We start from the raw sequence: 18,223 nt of genomic DNA, 5'->3' as shown, positions 1-18,223 counted from the left end.
ATTCACAGCGCAACCGCGAGTTGTGAAGCGAGCCCCCCGCAAGGGGGGCTTTTTTGTTGCATCCGTCTGCGCTGGGGCCGGCGGCGATGGCAGCATCAGCAGCGCCATCGTTTTGGGCCATGGCCGCCGGCGACGCCGACCCATCGATTCCGGGCAACGGAGATCCGATCAGTGAAGAGGAGGCGCTGCGTCGCCTGCGCCTCACCGATGACCCCTCCGCGCAGTACTACGCGGCCTGGTGGTTGGGCCGCAACCGCAGCACGCATCCCGATGCGGTGCCCCTGTTACAGGAGGCGTTGCGTCAGCGCCGCCCCCGCGACCCCGGGGCTGGCGTGGAAGAAAATGCCGTGGCGCGGAATGCAGCCCGCGCCCTCGGCAAGCTGGGCCAGAGCGCCCAGGCGGCCATTCCTGATCTGCTGGCCACCCTCGAGGACGAAGATCACGGCCTGCGCGAAGCCGCAGCACGCGCCCTCGGTGATCTGCGTGCTCAAGCGGCGGTTGAGCCCCTGCGCCGCCGATTAGCTAGTGGCCCGGCGGTGGCCGGAGCCCAGCAACCCGGCACGCCTCGGCTGCAGGAACCTTGTGAAGCGCTGCTCGAAGCCCTCGGAGAGATCGGTGTGGCCGAGCCGCCGGTGTTGGCGGTGATCGAGCCGTTTGTGGCCCATGAGCGGCCCTTGATCCGCAGCGCCGCCTACCGGGCTCTGCTGCAGCTCACCCAGGAGCGTCGCTGGGGTGATCAGCTGGTGCAATTGCTGCAACATCAGCAGTTGCAGGTGCGCCGTGCTGCCCTGATGGATCTGGGGGCCGCCGGTTGGCGCGAGGCCCTTGAGCCCATCGCCGCCACCCTGGCCGAGAACAGCCTCAAGCTGATTGCCCTGCGCGGCCTGGTGGAACAGGGCGCTGGTTCGGCGGGCGGCCATGCCGCTTCGTCTGGCGAGGCACCTGATGCCGCCACCGTGGCGGTGCTCGATGCGATGGATGCCCTGCTATGAGCACTTCTGTTGTGACCCAATCGGATGTGGCGGCTCTGGTGGAGGCCGTGCAGCGCGCCGATAGCGCCCTAGGCCTTCTCCAGGCCACCCAAGCCCTTGCCGCCTCCGCCCATCCCGATGGTGCGACCTGCCTGGTGGAGGTGCTGGGCTTCAACAACCCAGGTGCTGCCGTGGCCGCCGTCGACGGCCTGATCGCCATCGGCGTGCCTGCCGTCGACACGATCCTCACCAACATCGACGGCTACAACTACGGCGCCCGTGCCTGGGCCGTGCGCGCCCTGGCCGGCATCGGTGATGTGCGCGGCCTGGAGGTGCTTGAGGATGCCCTCGGCAAAGACATCGGCCCCAGCGTGCGCCGTGCGGCGGCCCGGGGTCTGGGGCAATTGCGGCTCGATGCGCTTCCGCCGCCGCAGCGCCGCACCACGGCTGAGCGCTGCCTGCAGGCTCTGGTGGAGGGTTGCCGCGATGGTGAGTGGGTGGTGCGTTACGCCGTGGTGGTGGGGCTTGAATCCCTCGCGCCCGCCGTGCATCCCGAGCTGGCCGAGGGGCCCGCTGCGCAGCAGCGCCTGCACGACGCGCTGATCGGTCTATGCCGGAATCCAACTGAGGAGGCGCCAGTGGTGCAGCTCCGGGCCGCCCTGGCCCTGCAGCGCCTGGGGGTGAACCATGGCTGAGCAGCGCCTGTTGTTTGTCTGCCTCGGCAATATCTGCCGCTCACCGGCCGCCGAGGGAGTGTTTTTGCATCTGATCGCCCGTGAGGGTCTGGAGGATCGCTTTGTGGTGGATAGCGCCGGCACCGGCGGCTGGCACGTGGGCAACCCTGCCGATCGGCGCATGCGTGCCGCCGCGGAGCGCCGTGGCATTCATCTGCCCAGCCGCGCGCGCCAGATCGAGCTGGCGGATTTCAGCGCCTTCGATCGCATCCTCACCATGGATGACGACAACCTGCGCAACGTGCGTTCCCTGGCGCGCGAACTGGGGGATCGGCCGGGTCTGGCGCGGATTGAGCCGATGACCAGCCATTGCCGCCAGCACCGGGCCAGCGAGGTGCCCGATCCCTATTACGGCGGCGAGCAGGGCTTCGAGCATGTGCTCGATCTGCTGGAGGACGCCTGCGGGGGGCTGCTCGAGAGCCTGCTGCGCGAGGAGCGCTAGGCCGCCGGCTCCGGCCAGGCGTCGTGCGGCACCCGCTGGCGGAACAGCTGCCCCAGCTGCTCGATCACCGCGTCGATGCTCAGGCCATCGGTGATCAGCTCCACCGCATCGGCGGCCTGGGTGAGCGGGGCCACGTCCCGCGTGGAATCGAGGTGGTCGCGTTCGGCGATCTGGGCCTCGAGTTCCGCCAGAGCCGGCACGGCAAATCCACGTTGCTCCAGATCAAGGGCGCGGCGGCGGGCCCGTTCGGCCACCGTGGCGGTGAGAAACACCTTCAGTTCGGCATCGGGGAACACGGCTGTGCCGATGTCGCGCCCTTCGGCCACTAGCCCGCCCCGCTCACCCATCGCCTGCTGCTGGCGGGTGAGCGCTTCGCGCACGCAGCCATGGGCCGCCACCACCGACACCTGGGCGGTCACCTCCGGTGAGCGGATTGCCTCGGTCACGTCGTGGCCGTTCACGCTCACCCGTTGGCTCCCGGCGGCGGCGGTGCTCAGCTGCAGATCGAGGTCCTCCAGCAGCGGCGCCACCGCCGCCGCATCGCTGGCTTCCACGCCGCTTTGCTGCACCAGCCAGGTCACGGCCCGGTACATGGCGCCGGTGTCGAGATAGATCAGCCCCAGCCGCTCAGCAAAGGCGCGGGTCACGGTGCTCTTGCCGGCTCCGGCAGGGCCATCGATGGCAACGATCGGGGCTCGGCTCATCAGAAACACGTGGTCGATTAGGCGGCTGGGGCCGCAGTGGGCGGCGGCGGCCAGGAGGGTGAGGCCCGTGAGGGTGCTGCGGGGCTGCAGGCTGCGGGGGCACACCGCTTCTACATAGTCGAGCACCAGGCCGGCCTGCTCCAGCTGTTGCTGCACCTGTGCCAAGGCGGGGGCCAGGACACTGCCAGGGGGCAGCGGGGAGGCGGCGACAGCCTGCAGCGCCTGGGGCAACGCGCTGGCCTGCAGGCGCTGCGCCGGGCTGAGGTAGCTGTTGCGTGAGCTCAGGGCCAGGCCGTCGGGCTCGCGCAGGGTGGGGCAGCCCACCACCTGCACCGGCAGGCCCAGATCCGCCGCCATCCGCTGCAGGATCACCAGCTGTTGCCAGTCCTTTTCGCCTAGTAGGAGCTGATCGGGCCGGATCAACCCCAGCAGCCGTGCCACCACCGTGGCCACGCCGTTGAAGTGGCCAGGGCGGTGCCGGCCGCACAGGCCCGCCTGTAGGGATTCGGGCGGTTGGATTCGCGTGAGTTCGCCCTCGCCGGCCGGGTAGAGCTCCTCCACGCTGGGGGCGAACAGGGCATCGGCGCCAGCGGCCTCGGCCAGCTCGGCATCCCGCTCGAGCTGGCGGGGGTAGCGGCCGAAATCCTCGTTGGCGCCGAATTGCAGCGGGTTCACGAACACGCTCACCAGCACCTGCGGCCGCACCCCCACCTGCAGGCGGCCTGCCCGCGCGATCAGGCTCTGGTGCCCAGGGTGGAGGGCTCCCATCGTGGGCACGAAATGCAAGGGCGCCGCTCCGCAGCTTCGGAGCCAGGCCTCCAGATCAGTGCAGCGGCGCAGCAGGCGCACGGGATCTTGCAGCTTGGTGCGACCCTACCGGGCCAGCAAAAAGCCCACCGGCCGATCGGCCAGTGGGCTGAAGGGATGCCCGTTGTGGGGCAATCAGGGCTGGAGCACTTCCAGCTTCACGTTGGCGATCCCGCTCGAGATCAGGCCCAGGTTGTTGGCAGCGCCATGGGCCAGGTCGATCACCCGGTTGCCATGGAAGGGGCCGCGATCGTTGATGCGCACGATGGCGCTGCGGCCGTTGCCCATGTTGGTCACGCGCACCTGCGTGCCGAAGGGCAGGGTGCGGTGTGCGGCGGTGAGGGTGCCGGGCCGGAGCACTTCACCACTTGCGGTGCGGTTCCCGAAGAAACCGGGGCCGTACCAGCTGGCCTGACCCTGACTCACCGATTTCACCCGTGGCTGCTGCGGGGGGGTGGCAATGGGGAGCGCGGGAGCGGCAGGTTTGATCTGAAGCTCGTCTGAGGGATCGGCCGACTCGAGGCTGGTTTCCACGCTGCGGATCGCCAGTTCAAGCGAGGGGCTGCTGGTTTCAGCAGCAACGCGGCCGGTGGTGGCGAAGGCCGGGGGGAGACCGGTGCTGCCGGAGAGCAACAGGGCCGAGCCACCTAGGAGACAGAAGCGACGCATAACAAGCGAAACTCGCCGCGGTCACGCAGCAGCCACTGAAAGAAGGTGTGGCCCATCAGCTTCAAGAGCGGATTTCAGACAGTGGCCATCGCGAATTGCGAGGGATCTTTGATCCGATGTGCTGACGGAGTTCCTATCGGGAATTGACGACGACTCAAAGTTACTGGCAGTGCGTGGTGGATTTGGTCTGCAATCGCGAGCGTTTGATTGATCAGCATTTGCGATCAAATCTCGAATTGAGGGCTATCGCAGGGATCTGATGGGCTGGCAAGGGGGTGCTTCGATCACGGCCGCTGATCGCCTCAATAAGCGGGGCTGATCGAACTGTGTGCCAATCCGGCGGGCGGTTGTCGATTTGGTGGTGGTGCCGCCCCCTGGCCGGGCAGGATCAAGGGATCCGTGAGTGGTTGCTGGGATGGACTACCGCACAGCCGGCGTTGACGTGGAGGCCGGGCGAGCCTTCGTGGAGCGCATCCGCTCAAGCGTGGAGTCCACGCGCCGGCCTGAGGTGCTGGGCGGTCTGGGTGGTTTTGGCGGGCTCTGTCGCCTGCCCCAGGGCATGCGCAAGCCGCTGCTGGTGTCGGGCACCGACGGCGTGGGCACCAAGCTCGAGCTGGCTCAGGCCCATGGGCGCCATCACGGCGTTGGCATCGATCTGGTGGCGATGTGCGTGAACGATGTGATCACCAGTGGCGCCCAGCCCCTGTTTTTTCTCGACTACATCGCCACCGGCAAACTCACCCCAGAGGCGATGGCCGAGGTGGTGGAGGGCATTGCCGATGGCTGCCGCCAGAGCGGCTGTGCCTTGCTCGGCGGTGAAACCGCCGAGATGCCCGGCTTCTACGGCCCCGGGCGTTACGACCTGGCGGGGTTCTGCGTGGCTGTGGTGGAAGAAGACGAGTTGATCGAGCCGGCGCGGGTGCAGGCGGGCGATCGCATCGTGGCTGTAGCCAGCAGCGGGGTGCACAGCAATGGTTTCAGCCTGGTGCGCCGCATCCTTGAGCTGCGCGGCGTGACCCCCGAAACCTGCCTCAGCCCCGGCGGCCAGGGCGTGCTCGATGCCTTGCTGAAGCCCACTGTTCTTTATGCGTCGCTGGTGCAGGCGCTGCTTGCCGCTGAGGTGGAGCTGCATGGCATGGCCCACATCACCGGCGGCGGTCTGCCGGAAAACCTGCCTCGGGCGCTGCCCGAAGGCCTGCATGCCCGCCTGGATCCCGGCAGCTGGGAGCGCCCGGTGCTGTTCCGTTGGTTGCAGGAGAACGGTGAGGTGCCGGAGGCCGATCTCTGGAACACCTTCAACCTTGGGGTTGGGTACTGCCTTGTGGTGCCGGAGCAGGCTGTGGAGGCGGTCCTGCAGGTGTGTGAGGGCCAGGGGCACCAGGCCTGGTTGCTCGGCCAGGTGGAGCCTGGATCAGCGGGATCCGCGCCCCTGGCTGGATTGCCGTACTGATTCGGCGGCCTTGGCTGCCAAATTGCATCAGCCTGGCGCTTGAGCCCGGTGAAGCCGCCCCAGGCCGTTAGGGTCTGGGCATTGCGGCGCGGCGTTGATCACGCCCGCGCCGTGCCTGATTGTTCGGCAACGCAGAACACAGCGCATAGGTCCGTTCTTTATAGGTTTGAGATGTCGTTAAACGGCTCGCTTTTAAACGCTTCCACCCGCATCACTCGCCGGCGCAGCTCCGCTGGTCCGATTCCTCCCAATCGCCCGCTGCGCCCCCGCGACGCCTACCCCAGCCGCAGCAGCGTTCGCCCCACCTTTCTCACCCTGCGCGACCACGGCAAGGTGTTTGTGGCGGATCTGCCCCGCCTCTCCGATGGCCAGCTCGCCCACGTGGGCAAGGAAGCCCGCGAAGTGCTCGAGAGCATCAGTCGTCGGCTCGAGGAGCTGGATCAGCAGCTTCAGCTCACGCCTCAGGAGCAGGAAACACGGATCCGCGCGGCCACCAAGCGTGATGTCACCGAGCGGTTCATCCGCGCGGTTGAAGAGGAGCAGGAGCAGCGCCGCACCAACCCCGCCCTCAAGGCGGCCGCCGGTGAATCCTTGGCCCGGGCCTTTCTGGAGATTGCCCGCCACCGTCTGCCCGGGGCCACCTTCGACTCCCTCCTGCAGGAGGCTCTGACCGCCTGTGACGAGGGCCCTGCCGCCCCGGAAGCTCCAGCAGCGCCGGCCGTGCTTGAAGCCCCACGCCCCAGGCTCGTGTCGTTGAGCCGGACGGCGGACAGCGCCGAAGCTCCTGAGCGCGAGCGCATGCCGGTGGTGCTCACCCCCGATCCCTCGCCGCTGATGGGCCAGGCCTGATCAGCCGCTTTGGAAGGGATTGGCCGGCATCCTTGCGGCGCCGGCCTGTCCCACCAGCTGATCGAGGCTGTGGCGTTCGTGGCTGCTCAGCTGCCAGCTGAGGGCAGCGGCCGTGGCATCCACCTGGGCGCAGCTGCGTAAGCCCGGGATGGGCATCGCTCCATGGGCGCGGCACCAGTTGAGGGCGACGGCGGCCAATCCACCTGGCCTGCCCGCACTGATCTCCGCCATCCGCTGGCGCAAGGCTTGCACTTTGGGCTCCAGCTGCTGGAAGAGCCTGCGGCGGGTGCCGGTGAGCGGCCGGGCGATGGCCGAGGAAGTGGCGGCTGGACTGTTGCTGCGGCTGAGCAGCCCCAGCGCGAGCGGGCTGTAAGCGATCAGCTCGATGTTGAGCTCACGGCACACCTCCGCCACCCCGCCCGCCAGCACCGGTTGCGGTGCCAGCAGGGAGAGCTGCACCTGCAGGCTGCGCAGGGGTACGCCCTGATCGGCCAGTCGCCGGTGCAGCTGGCGCAGCCGCTGGGGTCCCATGTTCGATACCCCCAGGCTCGCCACGGCACCACTGCGCACCAGATCGGCCAGGCCATCGAGGAGCGGCCCCTCCTGCCAGGGGGCATAGCGGGCAGTGCTCCAGTGCAGCTGCACCCGGTGCAGTTGGCCCTGCAGCCGTTCCTGCGAAGCGGCGAAGGCGCGGCGGTACCCCTGGCGCCCCAAGCGCCAGGGGAAGGGGGCCAATTTGGTGGCAATGCAGAGCTGGGCTCGCTGTTCGGCGGGGGCGGCCAAGGCAAAACGGCCCAGCAGGGCCTCGCTGCGGCCGTTGAGCCGGCCGGTGCCGTAGGAATCAGCCGTGTCGAAGAAGTGCAGCCCCTGCTCCAGGCAGCGGCGGAAGGTGGCGGCCAGGGCTTCGTCGTCGCGCTCAGGCTCGTAGCCCCACAGGAACTGGTTTCCCCAGGCCCAGGTGCCCACCCCGATCCCGGGTTGCTGGCTGCTGCTTGCCATGATCGAGCCAATCGGGGCCATCTCTGCGGTGAATTCTCTGCCCAGCTCAGCCATCGCCGCCGCCGACCTTCAGCCACCGCGAGGCGCCGAACCACCAACCGACGCCAGCGACACACCTCCTGAAACGGTGGATCCCGATCCGGTGCTCTGCGGTCACTGCGGCCGCACCGCCAGCAATGGGTTGGTGTGCATTGGCATGTGCGTGGCCGACTCCGGCTATTGATGATGGGCCGCGCCTTGGGTTGCGGTGCCGTGCTTGCGGCAGCTGCGCTGCTGCTGGGGCCCTGGCGGCCATCGGCTGCTGTGGAGGAGGCTTTTGGCCGTTGGCGCTACCGCCCCAACAGCTGCGTGGTGGAACACGGGGCGGCGCCCAGGCTGCGCTGCCAGGAGCTTCAGCTGGATCAACGCAGCTCCGAGGTGCTGCGCCTGAGTGTGCAGGCCGAGGCCAAGGAGCCCGGTGCCTCGATCCGGCTCACGCTGGTGGGGGCACTGGCTGAGGGCAGCGAACCGATGGGCTGCCGCAACGGCAGTTGCTCCCTGAAGCGTTCGCTGAGCTTCAACCTGGTGAGCCTCAGCCTGGCTCGGTTTGATGGGCGCGGCTTGGTGCAGACGCTTCCACGCACCTGGTCGGTGCGTGGAAGCTGTCAGATCGATGCCAGCGATCTGCGCTGCGAGGCGATGAACAGCGATCTGGCTGCGCTCGGAGAGCCACCGTGGACGATCCAGGCTCAGCTGCGCTGATCGGAAAGAGAGGCGGCACCCAGATTCGAACTGGGGGTAAAGGATTTGCAATCCTCTGCCTTACCACTTGGCCATGCCGCCGGACGGGAGCAAACTCCCAAGGCGGATCGTATCAGTCACGGGATGCCCGGCCGTTTGCTGGTGCTGAGCAACGGCCATGGGGAGGACCTGATTGCCCTGCGGGTTTTGCAGGCGCTCCATCGCCGCAGGCCTGAGTTGGAGATCGCGGTGCTGCCCTTGGTGGGGGAGGGCGTTGCGTTTGCCGCTGCTGAGGCGGCCGGGGTGCTGCGGCGAATCGGGCCGCGCCGCCAGCTACCCAGCGGTGGCTTCAGCAATCAGAGCTTGCGGGGGTTGCTGGCGGATCTCGGGGCTGGGGTGCTGGGGTTGAGCTGGCGGCAGTGGCGGCTGGTGCGCCGCTGGGGGCGCTGCGGTGATCCCGTGCTGGCGGTGGGCGATCTGCTGCCGCTGCTGCTGGCCTGGGGCAGCGGCGCGCCCTACGGCTTCATCGGCACCCCCAAGAGCGATTACACCTGGGCCAGCGGGCCTGGCACGGCGGGTCTTGCCGCGCTCTATCACCGCTGCAAGGGCAGTGAGTGGGACCCATGGGAATGGGCCTTGATGGCAACGCGTCGCTGCCGCCTGGTGGCCATGCGCGATGCCCTCACCGCCCGCGGTCTGCGCCGCCACGGCGTGGAGGCCCTGGCGCCTGGCAACCCGATGATGGATGGGCTGCAGGCTGAGCCCTTGCCGCCAATCCTGCAAGGGCGCCGGCGGCTGCTGTTGTTGGGGGGCAGCCGCATGCCGGAGGCCCTGGGCAATCTCCGCCGGCTGCTCGAGGCCCTGGCACGGCTCAGCGCTGCTGAGCCCCTATTGGTGCTGGCCCCTTGTGGCTCGAGGCCATCGCCCGAGGAGTGGGCGCCGCTGTTGCAAAGGCTGGGGTTTGAGCCGCTGCCTGGGCCGCCGCCAGCGCAGGCTGCCGCGGCCTGGCAGCGCGGCAGCGTGCTGCTGCTGGTGGGGCCCGGGCGGTTTGCGGCCTGGGCCGGCTGCGCCGAGCTGGGCCTGGCGGCCGCCGGCACCGCTACGGAGCAGCTGGTGGGGCTCGGGGTGCCGGCGTTGTCATTGCCTGGGCCAGGCCCCCAGTTCAAGCTCGGCTTTGCCCAGCGCCAGAGCCGCTTACTGGGTGGATCCGTGGCGGTGTGCCGCACGCCGCAGGCGCTGGCACAGGGCCTGGCGCATCTGCTGCTCGATCCGCAGCACCGGGCTGCCTTGGGGCGGATCGGTGCGCGGCGGATGGGGCCTCCCGGCGGCAGCGAAGCCCTGGCTCGGCTGCTGGAGCAGCGGCTTCTCCAGCCCGCTGCAGGGCCAGGCGGGATGATGGGCTGACGCCTCTTGCAGCCCGCATGGCAGCGCCTCAGGACAAGGACTACGTGACCGCCTGCGGAAAGCTGGCCAGTGCTTTGAGCATCAGCATCGCCTCGGCTCGCCGCAAGGTGGATCTGGTGGCCTCCAAGGAGGGGGTTCGCGATCCCGCCGGCCGGCTCCTGATCGCCCAGCGCTTGCTGCTGGAGAGCGAAGGCGTGGGGCAGGAGTCGCGTCAGCTGCTCGATGTGCTGCTGGAGGCCGTGGCGGAAGAGGCGAATTACCTAGGCGACGATTGACGCTGGCGACGACTGAGTCGCCCCTCGCCTCAGCAGCGGTGCTCGAAGATCGCCCCGAAGCGGCCGCGATCCAGTTCCGCAATCACCGGGATGCACTGGAAGCTGCGTTGAGCCAGATCCAGGCGCTCCTCGCGCTCCAGCATCTGGATCAACCGCTCCCGGGCTGGCAGCAAGTAGCGCACATCATTGGCGGCGTAGGCCAGCTGCGCTTCGCTGAGCTCCTCCACGCGGCCCCAGTCGCTGCTCTGAGCGCCTTTGTCGAGTTCCACGCTGCAGAGCTCAGTCACCAGTTCCTTGAGGCCATGGCGATTGGTGTAGGTGCGGGCCAGACGGCTCGCCACTTTGGTGCAGAACAGCGGGTTCACGGCAATGCCGAGCCCCTCGCCCAGGGCGGCCACATCGAAGCGAGCGAAGTGGAACACCTTCACGATGTCGGCCCTTTCCATCAACTGCTTGAGCAGCGGCGCTTCGCTCTGCCCCCGCAGGATCCGGATGCAGCACACGTTGTCCTGATCGTCGCAGATCTGCACTAAGCAGAGCCGATCGCGGCCATGCACCAGGCCCATCGCTTCGGTGTCCACCGCCAGGGCGCTGGAGCGGCCGAGCAGCTCATGCCATTCCGGCGTGAGGTCGGCATCGAGCACCGCAAAGCGGGCCGGGCTGGAGCCGGCGGCCGGAGCTGCGGAGCCGCTGGAGCTAGGGCTGGGCAAGGTGTTAACGGGAGCTGAGGCCATCGTCGCGGACGGCCGGCCGAACAGCACCAAAACCCAAGATCATCTTTCGCTGTTGAAAATCGAAATGAGATTGCGCTAGCAGGTGGGTGTGCCTCTTGGCGGTTGTGATGCGATCTCCCCGTTCCCCGGAGCTTGCGGGCCTTGGAGCGATCCGAGCCTTTTTTGAGCAGCCCCCCATTCAGCACCTGGGGTTGGAGCTGGCTGTGTGCTGGATCCTTGAGCGCCTGCTCGATCACGACAGCTACCCCACCGCCTTGATGCATGACCTCAGTGATGCTCACCCCAAGCTGCGGCTCTCGGAAACGGTGCTGCAGCAGGCCATTCACTTCCTCGATCACGCGGGTGCGATCAGCACCTACAGCCAGCGCTGCCCCAGTCGGGGGCGCCCCCGCCGCATGCTCCACCTGCTGGATGCGCACCGGCAGGCTGCGCTGGAGCTGATGACGCCATGGCGGCATTGGCTTGAGGAGAATGAAGCGCATCTGCATGGCGGCGCGCATGCCCCCAGCTCTGGGTTCCACCCTGCTGCTCACCCTGCTCCTGGCTGTCGGCCTGGTGTTCTTCCTGCGGGCCGCCAGTAAGGACCGCACCACCGTGGTGGAGGTGCGCTCGTCGCGTCCGCCGTTGGAAGTGCTGCCGGTGATGGCCGATTGGCTGAAGCAGCGCGGTTGGCTTGAGCAGGAAAGCAATCCTGAGCGGCGTCTGCTGCGCTTCCGCGGGCAGGTGCAGGCCAGCGGAGGGCTCGCGGTGCTGCTCTCGCTGCTGGGGGGTGTGGGCGCTGGTTGCCTGGGCCTGGTGCTGCGTCAGCTCCTGCCCCAACTGCACTGGTGGCCGCTGCTGCTGATCGCCCTGGGCCCTTTGGCCGGTGCGTTGTATCGCCGCCGCGCCGCCCGGGATGAATCCGTGGAGCTTCGCCTGATCAGCCACGATCAGGCCACCGGTAGCGCCCTCCGGCTGCGGGCCCACCGCGATGAGCTGATCGCTCTCGAGCAGGAGCTGGGGCCGCAGCTGGGCCTGTTCAGCGACGGGAATCTGCTCAGCTCCCCAATCTGAGCGAAAGTGGAGTGCAGACACCGCCGCCTTCTCGCATGGCCTGCCTGAGCGGTCTTCGCCGCAGTGTGTTGTTGGCGGGATTGCTGCTGGCCACCCTTGGGTTGGCGGCGGCGGCCGAGGCACCCGCACCCCGCAGTGGCGGCACTGATCCGCTCACGGGTGTGCGCAGCCGCCTCCTGCGTGACTGGGTGGGCCGCCGCGCCTTGGGGCGTGAGGTGGAGATTCTCGTGATGGCCGGCCACGCTGATTCCCAGGGCACCGCCGGGGCTGGAACCTCCGGTGCGGCGGTGGATCTGGCCGGTGCCCGCCCGATGCAGCCCGGCATCCGCGACGAGCTCTACTGGAACCTTGAGGTGGCCCGCCGGGTGGTGGACCTGGGCCGGCAGCGCGGCCTCAACATCCGCTTCTACGACCCGCTGGTGCGCACCATTCACAGCGGCGACGATCCCCGCACCAACTGGAGTGTGGGCAAGGCCCATGCCGCGGCCGGTGGCTATGCCCTCGAGATCCACTTCGACGCCTATGGCCCCGATGGGGTGGGATCCGGCGTGATCCCGGCCCTGCACCGCCCCCACAGCAGCCTTGATGAAAGCCTCGCCCAGGCTTTCGGTGGCTACCCGCGCCAGTTCCGCGGTGGCCTGGGTGGCCCCCGCCGCGGCATCACCCTGCTGGAGATCGGCAAGCTCGAAGCTCCGCTGGAGCCGGCGTTGCGCAATCCAGCCAGCCGTGAGCAGGCTCTCGCTGCGATCAGCGCACGGGTGGTGAATGCGCTGGAGCTGGGTGTCGGCGGCGTGGCTGAACCCACCGCCGCCGCCGCGAATCCGGCTTCAGTTCACAGCCCCGTGGGGCTGGCAGCGGGCGATCAGTGAGTCATCGCCCAGCCAGTTCTGGGGTTTGGTGAACAGCTCGGTGAGCAGGGCTTCACGGCTGCCGGCCTCGGGCTGATAGCCGTATTCCCAACGCACCAGCGGCGGCAGCGACATCAGGATCGATTCGGTGCGGCCGTTGGTCTGCAGACCGAAGATCGTGCCGCGGTCGAACACCAGGTTGAACTCCACGTAACGGCCGCGGCGATACAACTGGAACTGGCGCTCGCGTTCGCCGTAGGGGGTGTTCTGGCGCTTCTCGGCGATCGGCACGTAGCTCGGCAGGAAGGCGTTGCCGCAGGCGCTGGCCAGGGCAAACAGCTGCTCCCAGCTTTGAGGTTGCGCTCCCACCCGCAGGCCGGCGGCGGCGGCGGGACCGGCCGGGCTCTGGCCCTTGTAGAGCACACCGCGGGGGTCTTGGTAGTCGTAGAAGATGCCGCCCACGCCGCGGGTTTCATCGCGGTGCTTCAGATAGAAGTATTCGTCGCACCAGGGCTTGAACACCTCATAGAAGGCGGGGTTCACGCTGTCGCAGGCGCCCTTGAGGGTGCGGTGGAAGTGCTTGGCGTCTTCTAAGAAGGGGTAGTAGGGGGTGAGATCGGCGCCGCCGCCGAACCACCACACCGGGCCCGCCTCGAAGTAGCGGTAGTTGAGGTGAACGGTGGGGATGTAGGGGTTGCGCGGGTGCAGCACCATCGAGGTGCCGGTGGCGAACCAGCGGTGGCCCTTGGCTTCCGGGCGCTGGCTGAGGATCGAGGGCGGCAACTCACTGCCTTCCACCTCCGAGAAGTTCACGCCGCCCTGCTCGAACACGCGGCCGCCCTTCATCACGCGGGAGCGGCCGCCGCCGCCCTCGGGCCGCACCCAGCTCTCCTCCGCAAAGCGGCCGGTGCCATCGAGTTGCTCCAGGCCTGCGCAGATCGAATCCTGCAGGCCCATCAGCAGCGCCTTGGCCCGCTGGCGTGAATCGGCCGGCGGCGCTTCCAGGGTTGGCATGGCGGCGGAGGCGCTGCCCAGCTTGGCTTTGGCTCGCGACAGCAGGCCCTTCAACATCAGTGCAACCGCCCGGGGGGCTCAGGCAAACCGCCTCACCTTTTCAGCTCAACGGGCCGAGGCACAAGCTTTCGAGAGGGTTCGTGATCCCGATTGCGGTAGGCCCGCAGCGGCTGCGGCTGCGCCTCAGGCACCTCCATCCACCGCTTCTAGGATCCGGATCCTTTCCTCCCGCCCGATGGCCAGCGCAGATCAGGCCTTAGCCCAGGCCCTCGCCGCCCTCGAGCCCCTTACCGATGCCGGCAGCGGCCGCAGCCTGCTGGAGCTGCAGTGGATTCAGCAGGTGCGCGTGCAGAACAACCGGGTGGTGTTCCGCCTGGCCTTGCCCGGTTATGCCAATGCCCAGCGTGAGCGCATTGCGGCCGATGCCCGCGGCGCGCTGCTGCAGCTGGGCGGCATCGAGGATGTGCAGATTGAGCTGGCCCCCCCGCCAGCTCCTGCGGCCGCCCATCAGCAGGCTCCGATCGGTGCGGCGGGCCATGGCGGCGGCGGCCCTGAGAAGCAGTCGATCCCAGGTGTGAAGCAGGTGATTGCCGTGAGCAGCGGCAAGGGCGGCGTGGGCAAGAGCACCGTGGCCGTCAACCTGGCCTGTGCCCTGGCGGCCTCGGGCCTGAAGGTGGGCCTGCTCGATGCTGATATCTACGGACCCAACGCCCCCACGATGCTCGGGGTGGCAGATCAGACGCCTCAGGTGCAGGGCAGCGGCAACGCCCAAATCCTTACGCCGCTGGAGAGCTGCGGCATCGCCATGGTGTCGATGGGGCTCTTGATTGATGCGGATCAGCCGGTGATCTGGCGCGGCCCAATGCTCAACGGCATCATTCGCCAGTTCCTCTATCAAGTGGAGTGGGGTGAACGCGACGTGCTCGTGGTGGATCTGCCCCCCGGCACCGGCGATGCCCAGCTCAGCCTGGCCCAGGCGGTGCCGATGGCGGGCGTGATCATCGTCACCACGCCGCAGATGGTGTCGCTGCAGGACGCTCGCCGCGGCCTGGCGATGTTCCAGCAGCTCGGGGTGCCCGTGCTGGGGGTGGTGGAGAACATGACGGCCTTCATCCCGCCCGATGCGCCTGAGAAGCGCTATGCGTTGTTCGGCTCGGGTGGCGGCGCTCAGTTGGCGGAAGAGAGCGGTGTGCCGCTGCTGGCGCAGTTGCCGATGGAGCTGGCTGTGGTGCAGGGCGGTGATGGCGGCCGGCCTGCAGTGCTGAGCGCTCCCGAATCGGTGATCGCTCAGGCGTTCCGCGATCTGGCGGCGCGCCTGCCGCTGGCGGCCGCCGCATGACCCTCCTGGGGCTTTGGGGCCGGCGCCGCAGCGCCCTGTTCGCCGCTGGCGGGTCCCGCCGGCGCCGCTGGGTGGATCGCGTCGACAAGCTGCTCTGGTGGATCCCCCTGGCGATGATTTTCGTGTCGGGGATCCTGATCGCCAGCACCCAGCGCCAGGCTGATTACGCCGATTGGTATCAGCACTGGGTCACCGCGGCGGTGGGGTTGGTCATCGCCCTTGGCCTGGCTCGCGTGCCTGTGGAGAGCATCACCCGCTGGCCCTGGGTGATCTACGGCGTCACCGTGGCCAGCCTGATCGCTGTGCGGGTGGTGGGGGTGAGTGCCCTCGGCGCCCAGAGCTGGATCAACATTGCCGGCTTCAATGTGCAGCCCTCGGAGTTCGCCAAGATCGGCGCGATCCTGCTGCTGGCCCGGGTGCTCTCGCGCCATCCGGTGGAGCGTCCCGTGGATCTGGTGCGGCCGGTGGCGATCATCAGCTTCCCCTGGCTGCTGGTGCTCGTGCAGCCCGATCTGGGCACCTCACTGGTGTTTGGCGCGGTGCTGCTGGTGATGATGTTCTGGTCGGGCATGCCCGGCAGCTGGGTGGTGCTCTTTCTCTCGCCAGTGATCACCGCGATCGTGGCGGGGGTGTTTCCGTGGCTGCTGCTGGCCTGGATCCCGGCCATGGGCCTTTTGGCCTGGAAGAGCCTGCCCTGGAAACGCGCCGGCCTCTCCCTGGTGCTGCTGGTGCAGGGGCTCTTCGCCGTGGCCACCCCGTGGTTGTGGAACAACTTCCTGCAGCCCCACCAGCGCGATCGCCTCACCCTGTTTCTCGATCCCAACAAGGATCCGTTGGGCGGTGGGTATCACCTGCTGCAAAGCACGGTGGGGATCGGCTCCGGGGGCTGGTTCGGCACCGGCTTGCTGCAGGGCCATCTCACCCTGCTGCGCTTCATCCCGGAGCAGCACACCGACTTCATCTTCAGTGCCTTGGGCGAGGAGCTGGGCTTTGTGGGCTCGGTGCTGGCGGTGCTGGGATTTGTGGTCTGGATCTGGCGCCTGCTGCAGATCGCCGGCAAGGCCCGCAGCGATGTGGAGTCGCTGGTGGTGGTGGGCGTGGGGGCGATGGTGATGTTCCAGGTGGTGGTGAACATCAACATGACCATCGGCCTGGGCCCGATCACCGGGATTCCCTTGCCCTGGTTGAGCTATGGCCGCTCGGCGATGTTGGTGAACTTCATCGCGCTTGGGCTGTGCGCATCGGTCGCTCGCCGCGGCGGGCATCAGGGAGTCACCCGCTGGTGAGCGCTGCAGGAGAGCCGGTGAGCCTCGAGCAGCTGCGGCACCGCTTGGCGGAGGGGGTGCCAGCCGGCAGCAGCGACGACGACAGCGTGCGGCGCCAGTGGTGGGCTGCCCTCGCCACTCTGCAGGAGGATTTCCTGCTGCCGCTGGGCGCTCAGCAGGGCGTGTGGATGGCCTCTCCGCTGCCGGCGCTGCATGAGCCGGCTTTGCTGCAGCAGCTGCAGGGTTGGGTGTGGGCGCCGGCTGAGCTGGGGGATCTGTTGCAGGCCGGCTCGCCGCTGTTGCCGCCGGGGGTGAGCACTGCACCGGCGCGGGCCGCCGGCGGGTTTCAGCGCCTGCCGTTGCTGGAGGCCGATGGCACCGACCCGCTGTTGTTGGTGCTCACTCCGCGGCTGCAGGTGGCCATGGCTCTGCTGGGTGATCCGGGCCAGCGGCGGCTGGTGGTGCGCTTTGATCCGCCCACCCTCTCCGCGGCCCTGAGCTTGCTGGATGAGCGTCTGCAGCACACCGATCCCAAGCAGGGCCAGCGGTTGCGCCAGGCGATTCAGGCCTTGGGGCCGCTGCAGAGCGACGAGCAGCTGGCCCAACGCTTCTGGCCGCGGCTGGCGGAGCGGCTGGCGGCGATGGCGCCCAGCCTCACCTTGCAGCCGCTGGTGCACCGCAGCGCCGCAGCCGATGCCACTGCCGCCTCAGGCCCCAGCAGTGAACTGGCGCTGCTGGAGGCCCTCACCCATGAGGTGCGCACACCGCTGGCCACGATCCGCACCCTGATTCGTTCGCTGCTGCGCCGCAGCGATCTGCCGGAGCTGGTGCGCCAGCGCTTGCAGCAGATTGATGGGGAGTGCAGCGAGCAGATCGATCGCTTTGGGCTGATCTTTCTGGCCGCTGAGCTGCAGCGTGAGCCCCCGAGCGAAGACCAGGCCCTGGCCCGCACCGATCTGGCCCGGCTGCTGGAGCAGCTGGAGCCGGTGTGGCGTCAGCAGCTGTTGCGCCGCAGCCTGGCGATGGAGCTCCGTTGCAGCCCTGAATTGCCGCCGGTGCTCAGCGATCCGGCCCGGCTGGAAACGGTGCTGGGCGGCTTGGTGGATCGCTTCAGCCGCGGTCTGCCGGCCGGTGCGGTGGTGCGCCTGAGCCTGCAGCCCGCCGGTGCCCGCCTCAAATTGCGCTTCAGCGCCAGTGCGGCGGTGCTGGTGGAGCCGGGTGAAGCTGCAGCGGCGGAGCGGGTTGGGCCGGTGCTCAGCTGGAATCCCGGCACCGGCAGCCTGCAGCTCAGCCGGCAGGCCACCCAGCGCTTGTTCCACAGCCTGGGGGGGCGGCTGGCGGAGCGGGCCGGTAACGATCTCACCGTGTTTTTCCCGGTGGCACAGGCTTGAACCCAAGCGGTTTGTTGACGGGTGTGAAGACCCCGCTGCGCCGGGCTGTTGGGCCCAAAACACGGTGCTAGCTTCCGGTCGAAACGGTCTGCGGTCCGCCGACTCCCCTCTCCGGAACAGCCATGGCATTGAGCGGTCAACTCCCGAAGTACATCGGCAGCACGGGCGGTCTGCTCAACGCCGCTGAAACCGAAGAGAAGTACGCCATCACCTGGACCAGCAGCAAGGTTCAGGCGTTCGAGCTCCCCACCGGTGGCGCTGCTCACATGAACGAGGGCGAAAACATCATGTATTTCGCTCGTAAGGAACAGTGCCTGGCGCTGGGTACCCAGCTGCGCACCAAGTTCAAGCCCCGCATCGAGGACTACAAGATCTACCGGATCTTCCCCGGTGGTGACACCGAGTTCCTGCACCCCAAAGATGGTGTGTTCCCCGAGAAAGTGAACGAGGGTCGTCAGATGGTGGGTCACAACGCCCGCCGCATCGGTCAGAACGGCAACCCCGCCAGCATCAAGTTCACCGGCAAGAACACCTTCGATTCCTGAGTGCTGCGCG

21 protein-coding genes and 1 tRNA gene are annotated in these 18,223 nt (G+C 68.2%); 16 read left to right on the top strand and 6 right to left on the bottom strand.

Going from position 1 to position 18,223, the window contains the following annotated elements; genetic code table 11:
• Positions 1–119 precede the first annotated feature (119 nt).
• Genes H9532_RS02905 through H9532_RS02895 form a run of 3 tightly spaced genes read left to right on the top strand, consistent with a single transcriptional unit; the run spans position 120 to position 2,147 of the window.
• Positions 120–992, top strand: a complete 873-nt coding sequence (locus H9532_RS02905) for a HEAT repeat domain-containing protein (RefSeq protein ID WP_296365647.1) — start codon at positions 120–122, stop codon at positions 990–992.
• Positions 989–1,666 carry a HEAT repeat domain-containing protein gene (locus tag H9532_RS02900; RefSeq protein WP_296365645.1) on the top strand — a complete coding sequence of 226 codons (678 nt, stop codon included), beginning with the start codon at positions 989–991 and terminating at the stop codon, positions 1,664–1,666. The genes H9532_RS02905 and H9532_RS02900 overlap by 4 nt, the downstream gene beginning before the upstream one ends.
• The gene (locus H9532_RS02895; RefSeq protein ID WP_296365643.1) at positions 1,659–2,147 is read left to right on the top strand and encodes a low molecular weight protein-tyrosine-phosphatase; all 489 of its coding nucleotides are present in this window, start codon (positions 1,659–1,661) and stop codon (positions 2,145–2,147) included. Before H9532_RS02900 ends, H9532_RS02895 begins: the two co-directional genes overlap by 8 nt.
• On the opposite strand, the gene H9532_RS02890 is transcribed toward H9532_RS02895, so the two are convergent.
• Both H9532_RS02890 and H9532_RS02885 read right to left on the bottom strand, forming a co-directional pair.
• A complete protein-coding gene (locus tag H9532_RS02890; protein WP_296365641.1) occupies positions 2,144–3,700 on the bottom strand; it encodes a bifunctional pantoate--beta-alanine ligase/(d)CMP kinase in 1,557 nt (518 codons plus the stop codon). The genes H9532_RS02895 and H9532_RS02890 overlap by 4 nt on opposite strands.
• Positions 3,701–3,793: 93 nt before the next feature.
• Positions 3,794–4,327: a septal ring lytic transglycosylase RlpA family protein gene (locus H9532_RS02885; RefSeq protein WP_296365639.1), complete on the bottom strand. Its 534-nt coding sequence runs from the start codon at positions 4,325–4,327 to the stop codon at positions 3,794–3,796.
• A 415-nt stretch (positions 4,328–4,742) separates the two neighbouring features.
• Here H9532_RS02885 and purM point away from each other — a divergent pair, with 415 nt between their 5' ends.
• Together purM and H9532_RS02875 are read left to right on the top strand one after the other, a co-directional pair.
• Entirely contained in the window at positions 4,743–5,777 is a 1,035-nt protein-coding gene (gene purM / locus H9532_RS02880; RefSeq protein ID WP_296365637.1) for a phosphoribosylformylglycinamidine cyclo-ligase, read from the top strand.
• 171 nt (positions 5,778–5,948) lie between these two features.
• Positions 5,949–6,626 (top strand): hypothetical protein, encoded by a 678-nt coding sequence (locus H9532_RS02875; protein ID WP_296365635.1) that lies wholly within the window; start codon positions 5,949–5,951, stop codon positions 6,624–6,626.
• Here H9532_RS02875 and H9532_RS02870 read toward each other — a convergent pair whose 3' ends face one another.
• Complete coding sequence (locus H9532_RS02870; protein WP_296365633.1) at positions 6,627–7,625, bottom strand: aldo/keto reductase; 999 nt, start codon at positions 7,623–7,625, stop codon at positions 6,627–6,629. It lies immediately after the preceding gene.
• A gap of 28 nt (positions 7,626–7,653) precedes the next feature.
• Here H9532_RS02870 and H9532_RS02865 point away from each other — a divergent pair, with 28 nt between their 5' ends.
• Together H9532_RS02865 and H9532_RS02860 are read left to right on the top strand one after the other, a co-directional pair.
• On the top strand, positions 7,654–7,848 hold the full coding sequence (locus H9532_RS02865) for a hypothetical protein (protein WP_296365655.1): 195 nt from the start codon (positions 7,654–7,656) through the stop codon (positions 7,846–7,848).
• A gap of 29 nt (positions 7,849–7,877) precedes the next feature.
• The gene (locus H9532_RS02860) at positions 7,878–8,366 is read left to right on the top strand and encodes a hypothetical protein (protein WP_296365631.1); all 489 of its coding nucleotides are present in this window, start codon (positions 7,878–7,880) and stop codon (positions 8,364–8,366) included.
• Positions 8,367–8,376: 10 nt separating this feature from the next.
• Here H9532_RS02860 and H9532_RS02855 read toward each other — a convergent pair.
• A tRNA-Cys gene (locus H9532_RS02855) sits at positions 8,377–8,447 on the bottom strand.
• 42 nt (positions 8,448–8,489) lie between these two features.
• On the opposite strand from H9532_RS02855, the gene H9532_RS02850 reads away from it, so the two are divergent.
• Together H9532_RS02850 and H9532_RS02845 are read left to right on the top strand one after the other, a co-directional pair.
• The gene (locus H9532_RS02850; RefSeq protein ID WP_296365629.1) at positions 8,490–9,749 is read left to right on the top strand and encodes a lipid-A-disaccharide synthase-related protein; all 1,260 of its coding nucleotides are present in this window, start codon (positions 8,490–8,492) and stop codon (positions 9,747–9,749) included.
• Positions 9,750–9,766: 17 nt separating this feature from the next.
• Positions 9,767–10,024, top strand: coding sequence for a hypothetical protein (locus H9532_RS02845; protein ID WP_296365627.1), 258 nt, complete (start codon positions 9,767–9,769; stop codon positions 10,022–10,024).
• A gap of 29 nt (positions 10,025–10,053) precedes the next feature.
• Here H9532_RS02845 and H9532_RS02840 read toward each other — a convergent pair whose 3' ends face one another.
• Positions 10,054–10,758 (bottom strand): ribonuclease D, encoded by a 705-nt coding sequence (locus H9532_RS02840; protein WP_296365625.1) that lies wholly within the window; start codon positions 10,756–10,758, stop codon positions 10,054–10,056.
• A 107-nt stretch (positions 10,759–10,865) separates the two neighbouring features.
• Here H9532_RS02840 and H9532_RS02835 point away from each other — a divergent pair, with 107 nt between their 5' ends.
• The 3 genes from H9532_RS02835 to H9532_RS02825 are packed head-to-tail and all read left to right on the top strand — an operon-like array spanning position 10,866 to position 12,680.
• Positions 10,866–11,339, top strand: coding sequence for a helix-turn-helix transcriptional regulator (locus tag H9532_RS02835; RefSeq protein ID WP_296365623.1), 474 nt, complete (start codon positions 10,866–10,868; stop codon positions 11,337–11,339).
• Positions 11,257–11,811: a cofactor assembly of complex C subunit B gene (locus tag H9532_RS02830; RefSeq protein WP_296365621.1), complete on the top strand. Its 555-nt coding sequence runs from the start codon at positions 11,257–11,259 to the stop codon at positions 11,809–11,811. Before H9532_RS02835 ends, H9532_RS02830 begins: the two co-directional genes overlap by 83 nt.
• A gap of 35 nt (positions 11,812–11,846) precedes the next feature.
• Positions 11,847–12,680: a dehydrogenase gene (locus H9532_RS02825; protein ID WP_296365619.1), complete on the top strand. Its 834-nt coding sequence runs from the start codon at positions 11,847–11,849 to the stop codon at positions 12,678–12,680.
• On the opposite strand, the gene hemF is transcribed toward H9532_RS02825, so the two are convergent.
• Entirely contained in the window at positions 12,639–13,730 is a 1,092-nt protein-coding gene (hemF, locus tag H9532_RS02820) for an oxygen-dependent coproporphyrinogen oxidase (RefSeq protein ID WP_296365617.1), read from the bottom strand. The two genes, H9532_RS02825 and hemF, sit on opposite strands and share 42 nt — an antisense overlap.
• Before the next feature lie 178 nt (positions 13,731–13,908).
• Between hemF and H9532_RS02815 the strand changes: the two genes are divergently transcribed.
• The 4 genes from H9532_RS02815 to H9532_RS02800 all read left to right on the top strand — a co-directional run bounded on the left by H9532_RS02815 (position 13,909) and on the right by H9532_RS02800 (position 18,213).
• Positions 13,909–15,012 carry an Mrp/NBP35 family ATP-binding protein gene (locus H9532_RS02815; RefSeq protein ID WP_296365615.1) on the top strand — a complete coding sequence of 368 codons (1,104 nt, stop codon included), beginning with the start codon at positions 13,909–13,911 and terminating at the stop codon, positions 15,010–15,012.
• Positions 15,009–16,298: a rod shape-determining protein RodA gene (gene rodA, locus H9532_RS02810; RefSeq protein WP_296365613.1), complete on the top strand. Its 1,290-nt coding sequence runs from the start codon at positions 15,009–15,011 to the stop codon at positions 16,296–16,298. Before H9532_RS02815 ends, rodA begins: the two co-directional genes overlap by 4 nt.
• Positions 16,295–17,668 (top strand): histidine kinase dimerization/phospho-acceptor domain-containing protein, encoded by a 1,374-nt coding sequence (locus H9532_RS02805; RefSeq protein WP_296365611.1) that lies wholly within the window; start codon positions 16,295–16,297, stop codon positions 17,666–17,668. The genes rodA and H9532_RS02805 overlap by 4 nt, the downstream gene beginning before the upstream one ends.
• A 122-nt stretch (positions 17,669–17,790) precedes the next feature.
• Positions 17,791–18,213, top strand: coding sequence for a photosystem I reaction center subunit II PsaD (locus H9532_RS02800; RefSeq protein WP_296365609.1), 423 nt, complete (start codon positions 17,791–17,793; stop codon positions 18,211–18,213).
• The last annotated feature ends 10 nt before the right edge of the window (positions 18,214–18,223 follow it).

The organism is Vulcanococcus sp. Clear-D1, from assembly GCF_014654725.1.
GTDB lineage: Bacteria > Cyanobacteriota > Cyanobacteriia > PCC-6307 > Cyanobiaceae > Vulcanococcus.
The sequence above is the reverse complement of the archived record's forward strand: the minus strand, read 5'-3'. Positions and strand labels throughout refer to the sequence as shown.

Bases quoted from the DNA above. Each gene is read 5' to 3' on its own strand.
- H9532_RS02905 (WP_296365647.1), top strand. From the start codon at position 120: ATGGCCGCCGGCGACGCCGACCCATCGATTCCGGGCAACGGAGATCCG.
- H9532_RS02900 (WP_296365645.1), top strand. From the start codon at position 989: ATGAGCACTTCTGTTGTGACCCAATCGGATGTGGCGGCTCTGGTGGAG.
- H9532_RS02895 (WP_296365643.1), top strand. From the start codon at position 1,659: ATGGCTGAGCAGCGCCTGTTGTTTGTCTGCCTCGGCAATATCTGCCGC.
- H9532_RS02885 (WP_296365639.1), bottom strand. From the start codon at position 4,327: ATGCGTCGCTTCTGTCTCCTAGGTGGCTCGGCCCTGTTGCTCTCCGGC.
- purM (WP_296365637.1), top strand. From the start codon at position 4,743: ATGGACTACCGCACAGCCGGCGTTGACGTGGAGGCCGGGCGAGCCTTC.
- H9532_RS02875 (WP_296365635.1), top strand. From the start codon at position 5,949: ATGTCGTTAAACGGCTCGCTTTTAAACGCTTCCACCCGCATCACTCGC.
- H9532_RS02870 (WP_296365633.1), bottom strand. From the start codon at position 7,625: ATGGCAAGCAGCAGCCAGCAACCCGGGATCGGGGTGGGCACCTGGGCC.
- H9532_RS02850 (WP_296365629.1), top strand. From the start codon at position 8,490: ATGCCCGGCCGTTTGCTGGTGCTGAGCAACGGCCATGGGGAGGACCTG.
- H9532_RS02845 (WP_296365627.1), top strand. From the start codon at position 9,767: ATGGCAGCGCCTCAGGACAAGGACTACGTGACCGCCTGCGGAAAGCTG.
- H9532_RS02840 (WP_296365625.1), bottom strand. From the start codon at position 10,758: ATGGCCTCAGCTCCCGTTAACACCTTGCCCAGCCCTAGCTCCAGCGGC.
- H9532_RS02835 (WP_296365623.1), top strand. From the start codon at position 10,866: ATGCGATCTCCCCGTTCCCCGGAGCTTGCGGGCCTTGGAGCGATCCGA.
- H9532_RS02830 (WP_296365621.1), top strand. From the start codon at position 11,257: ATGCCCCCAGCTCTGGGTTCCACCCTGCTGCTCACCCTGCTCCTGGCT.
- H9532_RS02825 (WP_296365619.1), top strand. From the start codon at position 11,847: ATGGCCTGCCTGAGCGGTCTTCGCCGCAGTGTGTTGTTGGCGGGATTG.
- hemF (WP_296365617.1), bottom strand. From the start codon at position 13,730: ATGTTGAAGGGCCTGCTGTCGCGAGCCAAAGCCAAGCTGGGCAGCGCC.
- H9532_RS02815 (WP_296365615.1), top strand. From the start codon at position 13,909: ATGGCCAGCGCAGATCAGGCCTTAGCCCAGGCCCTCGCCGCCCTCGAG.
- rodA (WP_296365613.1), top strand. From the start codon at position 15,009: ATGACCCTCCTGGGGCTTTGGGGCCGGCGCCGCAGCGCCCTGTTCGCC.
- H9532_RS02800 (WP_296365609.1), top strand. From the start codon at position 17,791: ATGGCATTGAGCGGTCAACTCCCGAAGTACATCGGCAGCACGGGCGGT.